13 protein-coding genes are annotated in these 17965 nt (G+C 59.7%); 3 read left to right on the top strand and 10 right to left on the bottom strand.

Annotated elements, in window-relative coordinates; translation table 11 throughout:
* Positions 1 to 38: 38 nt before the first annotated feature.
* From AC1EJ1_RS02685 to AC1EJ1_RS02645, 9 genes are all read right to left on the bottom strand, one after another.
* A complete protein-coding gene (locus tag AC1EJ1_RS02685) occupies positions 39 to 734 on the bottom strand; it encodes a prepilin peptidase (protein ID WP_480295301.1) in 696 nt (231 codons plus the stop codon).
* Positions 735 to 736: 2 nt separating this feature from the next.
* Complete coding sequence (locus tag AC1EJ1_RS02680) at positions 737 to 1621, bottom strand: shikimate dehydrogenase (RefSeq protein ID WP_285014019.1); 885 nt, start codon at positions 1619 to 1621, stop codon at positions 737 to 739.
* Positions 1587 to 2735: an endolytic transglycosylase MltG gene (gene mltG, locus AC1EJ1_RS02675; protein ID WP_285014018.1), complete on the bottom strand. Its 1149-nt coding sequence runs from the start codon at positions 2733 to 2735 to the stop codon at positions 1587 to 1589. The genes AC1EJ1_RS02680 and mltG overlap by 35 nt, the downstream gene beginning before the upstream one ends.
* A 136-nt stretch (positions 2736 to 2871) precedes the next feature.
* A complete protein-coding gene (gene ruvX / locus AC1EJ1_RS02670; protein ID WP_058236802.1) occupies positions 2872 to 3369 on the bottom strand; it encodes a Holliday junction resolvase RuvX in 498 nt (165 codons plus the stop codon).
* Positions 3370 to 3393: 24 nt separating this feature from the next.
* Positions 3394 to 6084, bottom strand: coding sequence for an alanine--tRNA ligase (gene alaS, locus AC1EJ1_RS02665; RefSeq protein WP_285014017.1), 2691 nt, complete (start codon positions 6082 to 6084; stop codon positions 3394 to 3396).
* 124 nt (positions 6085 to 6208) lie between these two features.
* The gene (gene rpsD / locus AC1EJ1_RS02660; protein WP_058236804.1) at positions 6209 to 6832 is read right to left on the bottom strand and encodes a 30S ribosomal protein S4; all 624 of its coding nucleotides are present in this window, start codon (positions 6830 to 6832) and stop codon (positions 6209 to 6211) included.
* Positions 6833 to 6944: 112 nt separating this feature from the next.
* On the bottom strand, positions 6945 to 8285 hold the full coding sequence (locus tag AC1EJ1_RS02655; RefSeq protein ID WP_480295300.1) for a replication-associated recombination protein A: 1341 nt from the start codon (positions 8283 to 8285) through the stop codon (positions 6945 to 6947).
* An 11-nt stretch (positions 8286 to 8296) separates the two neighbouring features.
* Positions 8297 to 9742: a L,D-transpeptidase family protein gene (locus tag AC1EJ1_RS02650; RefSeq protein ID WP_285014015.1), complete on the bottom strand. Its 1446-nt coding sequence runs from the start codon at positions 9740 to 9742 to the stop codon at positions 8297 to 8299.
* Positions 9743 to 9882: 140 nt separating this feature from the next.
* Positions 9883 to 10500, bottom strand: a complete 618-nt coding sequence (locus AC1EJ1_RS02645; RefSeq protein ID WP_058236807.1) for an L-threonylcarbamoyladenylate synthase — start codon at positions 10498 to 10500, stop codon at positions 9883 to 9885.
* Between the two features lie 153 nt (positions 10501 to 10653).
* Between AC1EJ1_RS02645 and AC1EJ1_RS02640 the strand changes: the two genes are divergently transcribed.
* On the top strand, positions 10654 to 12297 hold the full coding sequence (locus tag AC1EJ1_RS02640) for a DUF4091 domain-containing protein (protein ID WP_285014014.1): 1644 nt from the start codon (positions 10654 to 10656) through the stop codon (positions 12295 to 12297).
* A gap of 60 nt (positions 12298 to 12357) precedes the next feature.
* On the opposite strand, the gene aspS is transcribed toward AC1EJ1_RS02640, so the two are convergent.
* Positions 12358 to 14214, bottom strand: coding sequence for an aspartate--tRNA ligase (aspS, locus tag AC1EJ1_RS02635; RefSeq protein ID WP_285014013.1), 1857 nt, complete (start codon positions 14212 to 14214; stop codon positions 12358 to 12360).
* A gap of 89 nt (positions 14215 to 14303) precedes the next feature.
* Here aspS and AC1EJ1_RS02630 point away from each other — a divergent pair, with 89 nt between their 5' ends.
* Both AC1EJ1_RS02630 and AC1EJ1_RS02625 read left to right on the top strand, forming a co-directional pair.
* The gene (locus AC1EJ1_RS02630) at positions 14304 to 15695 is read left to right on the top strand and encodes an MFS transporter (protein ID WP_285014012.1); all 1392 of its coding nucleotides are present in this window, start codon (positions 14304 to 14306) and stop codon (positions 15693 to 15695) included.
* Between the two features lie 227 nt (positions 15696 to 15922).
* Entirely contained in the window at positions 15923 to 17935 is a 2013-nt protein-coding gene (locus tag AC1EJ1_RS02625) for a DEAD/DEAH box helicase (RefSeq protein WP_285014011.1), read from the top strand.
* Positions 17936 to 17965 lie beyond the last annotated feature (30 nt).

The raw sequence follows: 17965 nt of genomic DNA, 5'->3' as shown, positions 1-17965 counted from the left end.
GAGCGACGTCGAAGCATCTCATTCCACTACCGTGTGCCTCACGCAGGTATCTGCCAGGACGGGATGATCTCCCACAGGACCAGTGCCAGCGCTGCTCCGCCAATGAGCCACGGGCCCAGAGCGACGCGGGTGCGGCCATGAGCTCCCAGTGCAATGATCGCCCACACCGCTGCGATGCCCGCTCCCACAAAACAGATGACCAGACCACCAAACGTGCATGCCCATCCGGGGATACCTGTCAGTGCACCCAGCACCGGCGCAAGTTTGACGTCACCGTAGCCTGCTCCGTGCGAAATCTTCGCTGACAGCCACAAGGGCAGAGTCCACATCACCATTCCGCCGATCATGGAGATCCACCACGTGTCGTTGACCTGTTGAGCGTACTCGCTGCAGAAAATGACTGACGCGATGCCGATGATGGCACCCCCAGCAAGGACGAGGGTGTAACGCGTGGGCAACTTATGGGTCTTGGCGTCAACGAACGCGCTCAGAGGCCCGATCATCGCAAGAGTGACGATCGCGGGCGCCATCGGTGAGGCATGCGCGGCAAGCAGGGTGACCATGCCGGTGAGGGCACAGACCCATACCACCGTCATGCGATTCATGGGCCTCATGTTGATGGTGGTGAAGCAGCGACGCTGAACGCGCCATCCTGCGCGGTTCAGCCACATGGCGATCGCGATCCAGACCATCAGCGACAGCGCCAGTGACAGCGCTCCAACATCGTTGCCCATGATCATGATGCTCGAGGTACTTCCGCTGCACGATACACCGCATCCATGACGGGTTCGACTCGGGGTGTTCGACTGGTCATCACGCGCACCTGCGCCAGTCCCTGGAATACCAGCATGTCGAGGCCGTGAGCAATGCGCGCCCCACGGTCACGGTAGGCCTGAACGAGTGGTGTGATAGTCGGTGCATACACCACGTCCAGCAGAGTCTGTTCGGATCGTGGCCGTACACGTGCGGCAATGTTGTCACACACGCCGGCCGGCATAGTGGAGATCACGACATCGGTTTCATCCAGGCTGGCGATGACGCGTTCAGTGTCATCCCACATGATGTGGGTACTGGTCACGCCCAGGCGGCTTTCTGCCATAACAACGGATCCTGGCCCCGAAAAGCGCCGCGCGACGATACGGACATCATCAACGTGCATGCTCTTCAGCGCAGCCAGCGCGGATGAGGCAGTTGCGCGGCCCCCCAGGATCGTTGCGCTGCGAATCGGCTCGAGTCCAGTGCGCGCTCGCCTGACAGCTTCCACGATGCCTTCGACATCCGTGTTCAGACCGGTCAGTAACCCGCCTGCCGGGACGACAGTGTTGATGGATCCCACTGCTTTGGCCAGCGGATCAACTACATCCATGAGCGGGGCAATGACCTGCTTACACGGCATGGTCACTGACAGTCCCAGACAGTTCGGATCCCACTGCTGGATCAGGGATGCAACGCCGTCCCTGTCGCATTCGATGCGTCGGTAGGCCCACCGTGGGTCACACCCCAGATCGTCCCATGCGGTCCTGTGCAGGACGGGTGACAACGAGTGCGCCACGGGCGACCCAATGACCGCCGCCCAGCGGCTCGTGTCAGCACTTTCCGGGATTGGCTTCGCAATATTCATCGAACTTTACCTTGTTCTTTTCCTGTTCCTCGTTCGTCGTCGCGAACAGGGTTTCACCGGTGTCAAGGTCGATGGTGACGAAATAAAGCCAGTCACCGGGTTCAGGATTGAGGACCGCGTTAATTGCTGTGGATGATGGCGAGGCGATGGGCCCCGGAGGCAGTCCCTTGATCAGGTAGGTGTTATACGGGTTGTCGTTGGCCAGGTCATCCTTCGTAGGAACGCCGCCATACTTGCCCACACCGTACAGGACGGTGGAATCCATCTTGAGCTGGCCACGAGTTTCACCTTCAGTGTCCTTCAGGCGGTTTTCAATGACGCGTGCCACCATCGGCATGTACTTTTCCAGGTGCATTTCGCGCTCCACAATGGAAGCTTTAATCAGGACGGTCTGGCGCTGATCCTCGGGCACTCCTGCCTGATCCAGTGCGTCGACTCGCGCCTGAATCATCTCCGAGAGCAGGTCAGCAGGCGTATCGTCCTGAGATACCTCGTACGAACCTGGTTCAAGCCAGCCTTCGAGATTACCCTGAGCCTGCGCAGGCAGTCCCAGTGTTTCAGGGTTGTTGATGGCTTCCTGAATCGCCTCGTCACTGAAGCCGCTCACTTCACGCATTTTATCGAGAGTCTGCTTCAGTACCGAACCTGGGGTGACAGTCACGGTGTTTTCGGTACGGTTGGTTTCATCCAGCAACGCTGCCACGGCACCAGAAGCCGACATCTGTTTCTTCAGCTGGTACGTGCCGGGTTTGATGCCCGATGCCGCCTTATTTGCGTCAAACGCGCGGTTAAAGGCTGCAACTGACTTCACCACGTCGGCCTCGACAAGTTTAGCTCCAATATCGGAACCGATCTCGCCTTTGTTAATGGTGACTTCGACGCTTCCTGAGCCGGGGCCTGGGTAGTCATCGCTTTGGTCCGCCACAACTCCGGTGGACTTCAGTGCAGACACGGCAACATACGCCGCTCCGCCCAGAACAGCCAGCACGGCAATGATGACGATAAAGGTCCGAATTTTGCGTCGAGTTCGACGTTTGCGCTGCTGACGAGCTGCATTGCGGCGCGCCTCGGCACTGAGTTGTGCACGGCGCTGCGCGCGCGTCGGTAGTTCCACACCACCTGCCGGAGTGCCCCCTGACGATGGGCGAGGTACACGCTGTGAGGGCTGAGAGGTCCTGGATTCTTGCGAGGTTTGCCGGTGACGGTGGCGATCCCTTCGTGAAGGGAACGGTGGCCGCAATGGGTCTGAATCAGTCACGTTCGGCCTTTCCACTACTCAACGATGGATCTCCCAGAGACACGGTTTGCCCTGGCGGAGTCCCCGATATTCGTTCGCTCTCCAGCGCTAGCTCCAGAATAATCTGAGCCGCGACCTGGTCCACCATCTCCCGATGGCGGTGAGTTTCCACTTTACTGTCCCGGAGCCTGCTGTGAGCCTGATTGGAGGTTAAGCGTTCATCCACCATACAGATGCGTCCGCCACGCCAGCGTGCCGCAATTCGGTTGGCCACGCTGCGGGCCATATGGGCACTTTGTCCCTCTGTCCCCTTCAAGTGCCGAGGCAGCCCGACCACGATCTCAATCGGATCGTATTCATCGATGATGTCCAACAGATCATCGATTTCAGAATGATCTCGTTGAACATGAACGGTCTCCACCGGCAGGCACACGATCCCGCGTTCATCGGACCTGGCCACACCGATGCGCACGGTCCCCACGTCCAGTCCCAGACGTACTCCCGTTCGCATGCTCACCAGGTCTACCTTCCCTGTTTACTTCAGCGAGTCGGTGATCGCTGACAGGGCCTGATCCATATTCGTCAGATCACGACCGCCACCTTGGGCAACGTCATCACGGCCACCGCCACCGCCACCGAGAACCTGCGCAGCAGTGCGCACAAGCATTCCAGCCTTGACGCCGCGCTCACGCGCACTCTGGTTGGTTGCGACAACGATACTCGGCTTGGAGTCGATATCTCCGATCAGTGCCACCACCGCAGGCTCGCCCTCGCCCATCTTGTCGCGCACGGCGAGCGCCAGGGAACGCACGTTGTCGGCAGAACTCATCTGGCCGGCCGATGCGGCAACGGCGCGGATGCCATTATGCATTGTGGCCTCAGCGATGAGCTGGTCGACATGTGCCAGCGCGCCGCGCGTTTCGGCCTCCTCGAGCGCTTTCTCTGCTTTCTTCACACGCGCCATCAGCTGTTCAACGCGCGAGGGCAGATCTTCGGGGCGCCCTCCGAGCAGCGATGACAGCTGCGAAACAAGGGCATGTTCGCGAGCCTGGAATCCGTAGGCACCAGATCCGACCAGTGCATCGATACGGCGCACACCGGATCCGATGGATGATTCACCCAGCAGCGCGATGCGTCCGATATGTCCGGTTGTGGGGACGTGAGTACCTGCGCACAGTTCCTTCGACCAGTCGCCGCCGATCGACACAACACGCACTTCGGAACCGTACTTTTCACCGAACAACGCCATAGCTCCGGTCTGCAGAGCCTGTTCGATTGGCATCACTTCATCCGTCACAGCCAGATCATCAGACAGCCGGTCGTTGACCAGGGATTCAATGTCATCAACCTGACTGGCTTCCAGCGCACTGTTGTGGCGGAAGTCGAAGCGCAGACGCGACGGCGAGTTCTCCGATCCTGCCTGCGTAGCGTTGTCCGAGACGATCTGGTGCAAAGCGCGATGAATCATGTGAGTGGCGGTGTGTGCGCGCGCAATGGCGCGCCTGCGTTCAGTGTCGATCTCCGCCCACGCGTCGGCAGCGACAGAAATGGTACCTTCGACCAGTTCGCCGCGATGGACCGTCAGCCCCTTGATCGGAGCCTGCACGTCATCAATGCGGACCACTCCCCCGCCTTCTGCCACGCGAATGGTGCCGTGGTCGGGTTGCTGACCGCCCATCTCCGCGTAGAACGGTGTTTGGTCGAGGACGACCTCAACATGTGCGGGAGCTGTTGCTGCGGGCACTGACTGACCATCCACCAGAATTGCTGCCACATGCGCGTCGGCTGCCATGTCGGTATATCCGAGGAACTGAGACTGCCCGCCCAGCTCATGTGCAATCTCGTGGAAAACGCGAACATCAACGTGTCCGGTCTTCTTGGCGCGAGCATCCTGGCGAGCACGCTGCTTCTGCTCGTTCATCAGCTCCGTGAAGCGCTGTTCATCCACGCTCACGCCCTGTTCGGCCGCCATCTCGAGGGTCAGATCAATCGGGAAGCCGTAGGTGTCATGCAGCGCAAACGCGTCTTCACCGCTGAGGGTGGCCGTCGAATGCGCCTCCTGGCTCGTTTCCCTGGCCTGCTTGACTGCCGCGTTCAGGATCGTCGTGCCCGAGGTGAGGGTGTGCATGAACGATTCTTCTTCACCGTACGCAACATCTGCGACAAGATCCCAGTTCGTCACCAGATCCGGGTACGACGGCGCCATGGCGTCACGTGAAACCGGCATCAGCGTCGGGAGTGAGGATGTATCGACACCCAGCAGACGCATCGACCGGATGGCTCGGCGCATCAGGCGCCGCAGAACATATCCACGTCCATCGTTTCCGGGTCGCACGCCATCGAGGATCAGCATCATCGCGGAGCGAATATGATCAGCCACCACGCGCATGCGAACGTCGTCATCGGCATCGTCATGGTAGTGGCGCCCGGACATCTCTTCGACGGCCTGGATGACGGGGTAAACCTCGTCAATTTCGTACATATTCGGCTTGTCCTGCAGGACGAATGCGAGGCGTTCGAGACCTGCACCCGTGTCAATGGCCTTGTCATCGAGTTCGCCCAGCAGCGGGTAGTCCTTTCCGCTGCCTTCGCCACGCATGTACTGGTCAAAAACGAGGTTCCACAGTTCGAGGTAGCGGTCGCCGCCCGGGTCAACGGTGCCGCCCACAGCTTCGGGACCGTATTCAGGGCCGCGGTCGTAGTGCCACTCACAGCACGGACCGGCTGGCCCGGGCTGGCCTGTATCCCAGAAGTTTTCCTCGCGTGGAAGCTTGACGATGTGGCGCGGATCCATACCGATCTGTTTGGTCAGCACGTCGTAGGACTCGTCATCATTCTCCCACAGCGTCGTCCACAGTCGGTCTGCGTCCAGGCCGTACATGCCGTCCTTTTGCGAGCCGGTCAGCAGGTTCCACGCCAGGTGGATCGCACCTTCCTTGAAGTAGTCACCGAATGAGAAGTTTCCGTTCATCTGGAAGAACGTGCCATGTCGCGTGGTACGTCCAACGTTGTCGATGTCGTTGGTGCGGATGCACTTTTGCACCGATGCAACGCGCGGCCACGGCGGCGGTTCAACGCCGGTGATATACGGAATGAACGGCACCATCCCCGCGATCGTGAACAAAATCGATGGATCGGGAGAAATCAGTGAAACTGATGGACGAATTTCGTGATCGTGTGCAGCGAAGTAGTCGAGCCAGCGGGAACGAATCTCAGAGGTGCGCATGTGTCCTCATCGTATTGGAAAAGTAGAGGGAAAGCGAGATACACCTGAAGGGCGACCTCGAACGGTGTGTCGATAAAGACCCCGGGGCGCACAGGCACCCGGGGTCCTCATCACACGTTCATACTCAGCGTGAGTAGTGCTCAACGACCATCTGGACGTCACAGGTCACTGGAACTTCAGCGCGCTTGGGGCGACGCACCAGTGTGGCCTTGAGACGTTCCAGCTCAACGTCGAGGTAATCCGGAACTGCCGGCAGTACATCGCGGTGCACGCCGGAGGCGGCGATCTCGAACGGAACAGTGGTCTGCGACTTTGGCTTGACTTGGATCGTCTGTCCGGGCTTCACGCGGAAAGAGGGGCGGTCAACGATCTTGCCGTCCACCATGATGTGACGGTGTACAACCACCTGGCGAGCCTGCTGGATGGTGCGGGCAAATCCTGCACGCAGAACCAGAGCATCAATGCGCATTTCGAGCAGCTCAACCAGGTTTTCACCGGTCAGGCCGTCCTGACGGCGAGCTTCTTCGAAGATGCGGCGAATCTGAGCTTCGCGGATGCCGTACTGTGCGCGCAGACGCTGCTTTTCCTTCAGACGAACGGCGTAGTCGGAATCCTGGCGACGGCGGGTACGGCCGTGCTCGCCGGGGCCGTAGGGGCGCTTCTCAAAGTAACGCACAGCCTTCGGGGTCAGTGCGATTCCGAGTGCGCGTGACTGGCGCACCTGCTTCCGTGAACGATTCGTCGACATAAAACGGTTTCCTTTCCTGTTTCATGGGTCATGTCCGGCTCCCGTTGAACCGAACATGGGGTCAACACAAACGGCTAAGACCCCAGGTGTTGTCGTGGACAACCCTCATAGCTTACCCCATGGACAGCAGCTGCCTTAACACTGTCAGCCGCTTCGTGATCATTGCCTCAATTCCGTTTTCAGTCGGACGGTAGTACTGAGTGCCTTGCAGATCATCCGGTAAGTACTGTTGTGCGGCCACAGAATGCGGCGCATCGTGGGCATACAGGTAGCCTTCCCCGTGCCCAAGTTTCTTCGCTCCTGCGTAATGGGCATCACGCAGATGAGCAGGCACCGGGCCGCCTTTCCCGCTGCGCAGGTCGGCCAGCGCCTTATCGATCGCGAGATAGGACGCATTGGATTTCGGGGCGGTCGCCACCGCGATCACGGCCTGTGCCAGGATAATACGCGCCTCAGGCATGCCGACCATCGCCACTGCCTGAGCAGCTGCCACGCAGATTCCGAGGATTTCCGGCGCCGCCATTCCCACGTCTTCAGAGGCACAGATCATGACGCGCCTGGCTATGAAACGAGGGTCCTCCCCCGCTTCGATCATCCGAGCCAAATAGTGCACGGCGGCATCGACATCAGATCCGCGCATTGACTTAATAAACGCGGAAGCCACGTCATAGTGCTGGTCCTGATCCCACCGCACGAGCGCCTGGTTTGCGGCGGTTTCCACGTGGTGTTGAGCAATGACCGTATCGTCCGCATCGCGCGCCGCACCTGCTGCAGCTTCAAGCAGTGTCAACGCCTTCCGGCCATCTGCTCCTGCCAGTCGGACGAGGCTAGCCAAAGCGGCCTCGTCGATGGTGAATTCACTCTTCAGTCCGCGAGCATCGTCAAGGGAGCGGGTAATCAATGCGCTAATCCCGTCTTCGTCGAGTGGATGCAGCGTCAACAGCAAAGAACGTGACAGCAATGGCGAAATGACGGAGAACGACGGGTTCTCGGTTGTCGCCGCCACGAGTGTGACCCACCGGTTTTCAACAGCCGGAAGCAGTGCGTCCTGCTGGGACTTGGAGAATCTGTGGACCTCATCAACGAACAAGATGGTGTCTTCGCCGCTGGCAGCGGTGCGACGGCGTGCCGATGCGATGACATCGCGAATGTCCTTGACTCCCGATGAAACAGCGGACAATTCTTCAAAATGTCGATGTGAGGCGCGTGCCACCAGGTAGGCAAGGGTCGTTTTGCCGGTTCCCGGCGGACCCCACAGGATCATGGAGGAGAGCGGTCCAGAATCTGCTGCCGCTGACAGCATGCGTCGCAGGGGCGATCCCGCCGTCAGCAGATGGTTCTGCCCGACGACCTCGTCAATCGAGGTGGGGCGCATCCGCACAGCGAGCGGCGCATGCTCGTCGAACGAGGGTACCCCATTGGTGTCAATGCCTTCACTGTCAAATAAATCCATAGGGATACGGCTTAATAGTGGCTCATGACAGGGGTGCCGATTTCGTCGAAATCGTAGATGAGTTTTGCGCCCCACACGGGCATGTTCAGGCATCCGTGCGAACCGCCCGGTCCGGACCATCCGAATTCACTCACCCACGGTGCGCCATGCATGGCGTACGAGCCCGTGAAGTAGGACACCCACGGCACGCCCTTGGCGCAGTATGGCCACTCGGGTGTGCACCCCATGTCCTGCTTCTCATACTTGAGGTAGACGTGATACAGGCCGGTGACCGTTTCGTGGCCAGGTGAGCCGGGAACAATGCTGATGGGTTCGTGAGCCTGTTTCGTGCCGATGTACGGGGTGACCGTCAGCCTGGTCAGATCAATATCGATCCACTTTTCGCCCTCAGCAGCCGGATACGGCAGATTCTCCGCACCCGGGGCGATCGGGCGCGTCTTCGTTTCCTGCGGCACGTCGTCATAGGTGATCGTGCCTTCATACGTTTCGCCATTGTCGAGGGCACTCATCAGCGCGTTCGACAGGTCAGCGACATTATTGGCTTTCAGGCCGGGTTTACCTGGCCATGCTTCTACCAGCACGTCGCCTGCAGCATTGACGTTGTTGATCGTAGGGTCGGCTTCCACATTTGAGGCTTGGGCAGTTGCTGATACCCACGAGCCAACAGCTTCAGAGGAGTAGTGGGCGGTGAGCTTGCTGTCCGTGTTCTCGAAGGAAATCCACTGGGCAACGTCGGCGCGCGAGGGTGTGAAGGAGTCGATCGTGTCGGTCAGTGAAACGTCTGTCTCCAGCATTTCATCTGCCTGCTGGGCAGCCTGCTGTGCGGCTTCTGTGGTAACGGACGGCTCCGACTGCGTCGAGGACAGGTCAACTTCCGTGTCGCCCAGCGTTGTCGCAGCGTCCATCAGAGCTGTCGTCAGTGCTTGCGCGTCAATCGTTGTGCCATTTTCGGCAGGATCAACCACGAATGCATCACGGTCGGCGTCGTAGTGGGCGGACGCATCGACGGCAGCAGGTCCCGCTTGACGCGCAAGCGTTTCCGCCATCGCGCTGAGTGCCTCTTCATCCGTTGTGGTCACCACCGGGATCTGTCGGGATGTGAACAGTCCCTGCAGGCGGCTTGTCCAGGAACGGCTCGATTCAAGAGCCAGGGTCGCTGTGGCTTCGGCGTCGATCTGGATACCGGCGTCAGCCAGAGCGATCTCAGTTTCTTTGCCATCAACCCGGGCGGTGACACGAATGTTCTGCGCACGTTCGTTGATAGCGGCAACGACCTCGTCATGCGTCATTCCTGAAACTGGAATAGCGGCAACAGATGTACGCGGAAGCGCCCGCTCATCGTAGTGGGCAGCGTAGGCAGCCCCCGAACCGACCAGCGCAACCAGCACGGCAGTGCATGCCGCGATCAGGATCCACACACGTGTCCTGCGCGGTTCTCGCCTGACGTGTTCGCTCACAACATCGCTCCTTCGAATATAGCTCCATGCCGGATGCTACCTAAGGAACTGAAATTTGGATACTGATTGTGAGCAAAATTCCCAAATTCGTGTACTCTCGCGCTGCGCCATTCCACAGTGCGAGAGCGCACAGGAAACTTCTATTCAAATAGTGACGTGTCGCCAGCGCCCTTACGGGCGATCACTGCCGTACCGTCGGTGTAATCGATGACGGTTGTCGGTTCGGCCAGACCGACCGGGCCAACAATGACAAGATCCACCATGTTGCCGATGCGGTCGTCAACATCGTGTCCGTCCACCAACGGCTCGTCTTCGCCAGGCATGATCAAAGTCGAGCACAGAAGCGGCTCCCCCAGAGCTTCGACAATCGTTTGAGTAATCACATGATCTGGCAGCCGGACGCCCACTGTGTGCTTCTTCTTGTTCAGCGTCATACGAGGCACGACCTTGGTGCCTTGGAGAATGAACGTGTACGGTCCGGGCGTCAGCGCCTTAATCGTGCGGAATTGGTGGTTGTCGACGATGACAAGCTCACCCAGCTGCGCAAAGGAATGACACAGCAACGAGAAGTTGTGCTTCTCGTCGAGTTTTCTGATCTGCCGGATGACATCCATCCCTTCCTTGTTCCCCAGGGTGCAGGCAATCGCATATCCCGAGTCGGTCGGTAATGCGATGGTGCCACCCTCCTTGAGGAGGTCAACGGTCTTAGTGACCAGGCGGGCTTGTGGATTCTCCGGATGCATTTCAATGTGAGCCATGTCTCTAGTGTGCCTCATTTTTGTCCTCTTCGCTGGAACTTGTCGCGTGTCTCTTCCAAAAAGAAAGTGCCCATTGATCAGCGTCGTTAGGCGGCACGGGCGAGAACTTCATGGCACACTGGAAGGCAACTGACACCGTGCGGAAGGATCTTGATGGCTGCCCCCACTTCACGCGTCGATATCCGATTGGTTGACGACCTGACAAAGGTGCTTCCCAGCGAGGAGCCCGACTCGCTCACGCAGCCATTGGTCACGCGCACCGGTCAGTCGATCAATTTCCAGGTGGCCTGGCACGAGCACCAGGACGTGTACTGGTCGCGCTCTGAATTGACGTTGACCATTCGCACGGACGGTGAGCCCGTCCAGGTCTGTCACGTTGACCTGGTTGCGGCCGGCCTGCCAGCACCGGCAGATGCAGATGACGGGTATCTGGCAACCCAACCATCCCTGCTGCCCGATCTGCTGACCCCTCTGGACGCGAGCGTCGACGGTGCTCTGACGACTGTTGTGCTGCAGGCGCACCATATGGGATGGAATGCCGTATGGGTGAGTGTGCCGGCATTTTCGGGCACAATCACCGTAACTGTCACCCGCGCCGATTCAAATCTGTTCGAACAAACCGTATCTGTCACAGGCGTTGATCTGACACACCACGACAGCGATTTCATCAACACCCAGTGGCTGCATCCGGATTGCCTCGCCACGTACTTTCACGTTCCCATGTGGTCCGAGCAGCATTGGCACGCCCTCGCCAATCATGTGCGGGCCGCTACACAGATGGGCGTGAACAGCTTGCTGACCCCGATCTGGTCTCCCCCACTCGACACGGCGGTCGGCACCTACAGGCCTGCGGCACAGTTACTGGATATCAGCTATGACGGGACGTACCACTTCGCCACGGAGCGTCTCGATCGGTGGGTTGATATGGCACTGGATGCGGGTATCCGCTACCTCGAACTGCCACACCTGTTCACGCAGTGGGGTGCGCACGCGTGTCCGCAGTTCATCGTGAAAACAACTGAGGGGGAACAACGGCGTTTCGGATGGGACACGGAGGCAACCTCGCCCAAGTACCGCGCGTTTGTCGAACAGCTCATCCCATTCCTCATCGGTTATTTCCGTGGACGCAACCTCGGTGATGCGATCTGGTGGCATATTTCAGACGAGCCTGATGAGACCAACCGTTCCAGCTATCAGGCGGCGCGCAAGCAGGTGATCGATCTGCTGGAAGGGCAGATGGTGGGCGATGCACTGTCCGATCCGGATTACATCGACCTGGTTGACCATCCGATCGTGGCCACCACTGCGGTGACGCGTTTCCGTGAGGCTGGCTACGAGCCATCCTGGGTGTACTACTGCGTGGGTCAGGCGAACGCTGTGGCCAACCGTTTCATCGCGCAGCGCCCGATTCGTCACCGCATGCTCGGTCTGCAGCTGTTCTGCGCGAACAGTCGCGGTTTCCTGCACTGGGCGTTTGACTTCTACTACTCGCAGCTGTCGGTGCGTCCCATTAATCCGTTCGCCGATTCCAGCGCCGGCGGAGCGTTCTTCTCAGGCGACCCATTCGTCGTGTATCCGGCGGACGACCTCGGCGTGTATTACTCGCTACGTTACGAAATGCTCCGAGCTGCCTTCGAAGACCTCGTCTTGTTCCACGACGCCGCCACGCGTATTGGTCGCGAGGAGGTGCTGCGCATCATGGATCCGAATCGCACTGTTGATTTTTCGTCCGGATGGATCAGCGAGGGCGACTATCTTGCGCGGCGTGCCAGACTGTTTGAACGCCTGGCGTCGTAAAAGCCGAGGGCGACCCGACACATGTGTGTCCGAGCCGCCCTGACAAAATGGCACTGACGATCACGACTTGTCAGCCTGGCCAGCCTTTTCGGCCTTCTCCGCCTTGTCGGCTTTGTCGGCCTTCTGATCCTGGTCTGTTTCACCGCGCTTGCGCGGTTTCGCATCGACCCCTGCTTCCTTACGCTGACGCGGCGTGATCGGCGCGGGCGCGTCGGTCAGCGGGTCGTATCCGCCACCGGACTTCGGGAAGGCGATGACGTCACGGATCGAGTCGGCATGCGTGAGCAGCGAGACGATGCGGTCCCATCCAAATGCCACGCCGCCGTGTGGCGGTGCGCCGAACTTCAGTGCGCTCATGAGGAATCCGAACTTCGATTCGGCTTCTTCCTCGGAAATTCCCATCACGTTGAAGACGCGCTGCTGAATGTCGTCACGGTGAATACGGATCGAGCCGCCACCGATTTCGTTGCCGTTGCACACGATGTCGTAGGCGTAGGACAACGCGTGCTCCGGATCGTCCTCGAAGTTGTCACGCCATTCGTCCTGCGGCATGGTGAACGCGTGGTGGACAGCGGTCCATGAGGAGTGCCCCAGCGCCACGTCACCTTCTGCTTCAGCTTCGCCGGTCGGTTTGAACAGGGGTGCGTCGACGATCCACACGAATGACCATGCGTCCTCGTCAATCAGGTTGCAGCGGCGTCCCACTTCCAGGCGCACAGCGCCAAGCAGTTCGCGGGTTGCTGTGGGCTTTCCGGCGCCGAAAAAGATGCAGTCACCGGGGTTGGCTCCTGTGGCCTCGACCAGGCCTTCGCGTTCCTGATCGGAAATGTTCTTTGCTACGGGACCGCCCAGTGTTCCGTCCTCAGCAATGGTCACGTAGGCCAGTCCCTTGGCTCCACGAGCCTTGGCCCATTCCTGCCACTTGTCGAAGGTGCGGCGAGGCTGTGAAGCACCGCCTGGCATCACGATTGCACCCACATACGGGTTCTGGAAGACGCGGAACGGGGTGTCCTTGAAGTAGTCGGTCAGGTCGATCAGTTCGCATCCGAAACGCAGATCCGGCTTATCGGAGCCGTATTTGGCCATTGCTTCGTTGAACGGCATGCGTGGGATCGGAGTCTTCAAGTCGTAACCGATTTCAGCCCACACTGCTCGCAGCACGTCCTCGGACACGGCAATGACGTCGTCCTGGCTGACGAAGCTCATCTCAATATCAAGCTGAGTGAATTCGGGCTGACGGTCAGCTCGGAAGTCCTCATCTCGGTAGCAGCGCGCAATCTGGAAGTAGCGTTCCATTCCACCGACCATGAGGAGCTGCTTGAACAACTGCGGTGACTGAGGCAGGGCGTACCAGCAGCCTGGAGACAGGCGCGCCGGCACGATGAAGTCGCGGGCACCTTCAGGGGTGGAACGCGTCAATGTCGGTGTTTCAACTTCCACGAAATCGTGTTCGTACAGGGCTTCGCGAGCCGCCCTCGACACGCGGGAGCGCAAACGCATCGCATGCTGCAACTGGGCGCGACGCAGATCGAGAAAACGGTAACGCAGACGTGTCTCTTCGCCCACGCTGCCGGATTCTTCGGCATGGGCCGACACCTGGAAAGGCAAAGCCGGCGAGGTGTTCAGAATCTCAATGTCATCGCCCAGAATCTCAACCTGCCCCGTGGACAGTTCCGGATTCTCGTTGCCTTCGGGACGGGCGCTGACTTCGCCGGTTACCCGTAGGCAGTATTCTGAACGCAGCTCATGGGCGACGGATTCATCGCGGACAACAACCTGCACGATTCCGCTGGCATCTCTCAGGTCAATGAACACCACTCCGCCATGATCACGGCGGCGGTCAACCCACCCGGTTAATGTCACTGTCTGACCGACCAGGTCGGTCCCCATCTGAGAGATCGTGTGTGTGCGTAACACCAGTTTTCCTTTCATTGACTTCACTGGTCGCCGCATCTGCGAAACAGGCAGCGCAGCAATCCAGAGTGACACAGGGTAGTCTACGGCTCATGGAGACCAACCGCGAAACGCCTGCTCAGATCACCGAGGGTGACGCCGTCACGCGGTGGAGTCGCGATGAGAAAGTTCTGCTGGCTGGTTCCATCGTCTTGATCACCCTGGCAGCATTTGAAGCGCTGGCAGCTATGACGATCATGCCGAATGTTGTGGCCGATCTGGGATCCGATACGTGGTTCGCCGTCGCGTCCGGAGCGGCGATCGCCATGCAGCTTGCCTCCACCGTCATCGCCGGACCTCTGTGTGATGCACGCGGCCCGCGCAAGGTGCTGCTGTGGGGTGCCGCACTGTTTGTGGTGGGGCTGGCGCTGTGCACATTCGCCGGGCATATCGCACTCTTCGTCATCGGACGCATGATTCAGGGTCTGGGCGGTGGCCTCGTCATGGTGCCGATCTATGTTTTCGTCGGCTCCATCGCGTCACCGCGGCATCGGCCCACGTTTTTCGCCGCCTTTTCGATGGCGTGGGTGTTTCCCTCTCTGGTCGGTCCTGCGATTGCCGGATGGGTCACGGCCACGTGGGGCTGGCGATGGGTCTTCGGCGTAGTGCCGTTCATCGCTGCCGTCGGCCTGGCGGCAATGGTCCCCGTGCTGCGGCGTTTCCCTTCTCGTCAGGGTGCGGTCGAAGGTTCGATGCGTCATCTGGCCGCGTTGGCGGCCGGAGCGGGTGGCTCCGTTGTGCTGGTGCAATTTGCAGGAACGCTGAGTGGATGGGCGCTCGTTACGGCGACTGTTCTCGGCCTGGCCGGCTGTGCCATGACATTGAAGCGCCTGGTTCCCGACGGCACGTTTACTCTTCGCCCCGGTATTGCCTCAATCATTGCCACTCGCGCACTGGTCATGGGCGGTCTGTCTGGCGCGGAGGTTTTCCTGCCGCTTGTTCTCCAGCGTGTGCACTTATGGAGTGCAAGTCATGCATCGCTCGCCGTGACGATTGGCTCAATCACGTGGGCGATAGGCTCAGCGATTCCCACGCGCGTCAACACTCAGGCAACGCGCGAAAGACTGCCGCTGGTGGGCGCGAGCCTCATGGTGGTCGGCGTTCTTCCCGTGTGTTTCCTGGTGTTGAAAGGGCTCCCGCCGGCTGTCGCCCTTGTGGGGTGGAGTATTACAGGTCTGGGGATCGGAATGGTGCACTCAACATTGTCTGATCTCACGCTCGGGTCAATTGATCCGTCTGAACACGGACGGGCCTCCTCGTGGCTCCAGATTGCTGACAATGCGGGCGGCGCCGTGGAACTGGCAATCGTTTCGGTCGTGTTGGCCGTCTGGATGCCGGCGTTTGAGGGCGGTATTCAGTATGTTCCAGCCCCCGTAATCGCGCTGGGCGTGTGCCTGCTGGCGGTGTTCGCCTCCTCCAGAATCCGCTCAAAACAGGCGCGGTGAGGCATTTCACCGCCGCTCACGCTAGGAAATGAGCGCGAAACGCAATAGTGTTAAAACTCGTCAAGGCGCTTCCCACTGTGATAGTGATCGGCCAGGAGCCGATGTGTGTTGTTGGTGTAATGGGTCGCGCCCTGTAGCCCCAGGCATTCCTGGTGGCATTTTCGAAACCGCGAGCCCTGTGTTCACAACAGTAAGAGGAAACCGTGCCTTCACAAGATTCTGCCCCTATGTCCATATCCGATGCCCTCGGCCTCGATGACGTTCTGTTTCACGAGGATGACGTTGCACAGGATTCGGATGCTGACAGCGAGGCCCTCGCCGATGGAACTGACGACAATGACCATGCCGACGATGTCGATCAGGACGACATCGACCTCGAAGATGACGAGGATGACGATGGAAATGACGACGAGGATGACGACGCCGACGATCAGGTGAACTTCGCTGACCTCGGTCTGCCCGCTCCCCTGCTGGACATGGTCACAGCGATGGGATTCGAGACGCCCACGCCCATTCAGGCTGAGGCGATTCCCGCACTGCTTGAGGCGCGTGACGTGGTCGGCATCGCGCAGACCGGCACCGGTAAGACGGCGGCATTCGGGCTGCCGATGCTGACGCTGATTGATCCGAAAGAAAAGGATGTCCAGGCGGTCGTTCTGGCTCCGACGCGCGAACTGGCGCTGCAGTCAGCCGATGCGATGGAAGAGTTTGCGGCGAGCTACCGCGGCATCAACATTGTCGCCGTCTATGGTGGCTCTGCATACGGCCCGCAGCTTCGCGCGCTGAAGGATGGCGCGCAGATCGTCGTGGGCACACCTGGCCGCATGATCGACCTGATCGAGAAGGGCGCGCTGGATCTGTCCTCGGTGCGTATGCTCGTCCTTGATGAAGCCGATGAAATGCTGCGCATGGGATTCGCCGAGGATGTGGAGACCATCGCCGCCACAGTTCCCACCCAACGCGTCACGGCACTCTTTTCGGCCACAATGCCGGCAGCGATTGAAAAAGTGGCGCAAACCCACTTGCATGATCCGTTGAAGATAGCGGTGTCGGAAGAGTCGTCGACCGTTGACACCATCCACCAGACCTACGCGGTTGTGCCGTTTAAACACAAGAACAATGCGCTGGCCCGCGTCTTGTCGACCCGCTCGGCCGACGCCGTCATCGTCTTTGTGCGCACGCGACTGGATGCTGAAGAGATTTCACTGGATCTGACGGCTCGAGGTTTCCGCGCGGCCGGAATTTCCGGCGATGTGGCACAGCAGGAACGTGAGCGCATGGTGGAGCGTCTGCGGTCCGGTTCTTTGGACGTTCTGGTTGCCACCGATGTGGCGGCCCGAGGCCTGGACGTGGAGCGGATCGGCCTGGTCGTCAATTTTGATGTGCCACGCGAACCTGAAGCCTACGTCCACCGTATCGGTCGCACCGGGCGCGCCGGCCGCGAAGGCGAATCACTGTCGTTCTTCACTCCTCGCGAGCACTACCGTCTGCGTCGTATCGAAAAACTGACGGGCACTGCGATGGAGGAAGTCCACATCCCCACGCCACAGGCTGTCAGCGAGTTCCGTTCGCGCCATTTCCTCGACATGTTGCCCACGCGTATTGAACGCGGGCAACTCGACATGTTCGAGCAGCTTATCCGCGAGTTCGCAGATGAGCACGCGTGCGATCCACTGATCATCGCCTCAGCAATGCTGGCGCGCACTGTCCATGACAATGGCACGCACGATCACAAGGACCGCCGCTCCGACGGCAAGATTCGCCGCGAGGAAGTCCTCGATGAGAACGGTGAGTTCCTGTCTGCATCTTTCGAAAACGGGCGTGATTCGAAGCCGCTCAAGGGTGGGAAGAACGGTGCCCGCCGGCGCGCCGGCGGCAAGCCGCAGCGTACCCCGATGGGGACGCGCTACCGCATCGAAGTCGGCAAGAAGGATGGCGTCAAACCTGGATCCATTGTTGGAGCAATCACGGGCGAAGCTCATCTGAAAGGCTCTGATGTGGGCCGTATCGATATTTACCCGACATTCTCACTGGTGGACATCGGCCCGAGCCTGTCCGACGATCAGATGGAAAAACTCGGTAAAGCCCAGGTTGCCGGGCGTACACTGCGTATCCGTGTTGATGGCGGGCCGCGTTCGCGTGCCACCGATGCAGGACATGTGCGTCGTCCCCGCAGCGGATCGGGTGATCATCACTCGGGACACCGTTTCGGTGCACGCGGCCAGCGCAGGCCTCGCTAAAGCGGGCCTTAGACCCAGGTACGGAAACAC

It is taken from the genome of Pauljensenia sp. C0170B4 (assembly GCF_056590235.1).
This window is presented reverse-complemented; position numbering and strand designations above follow the sequence as displayed.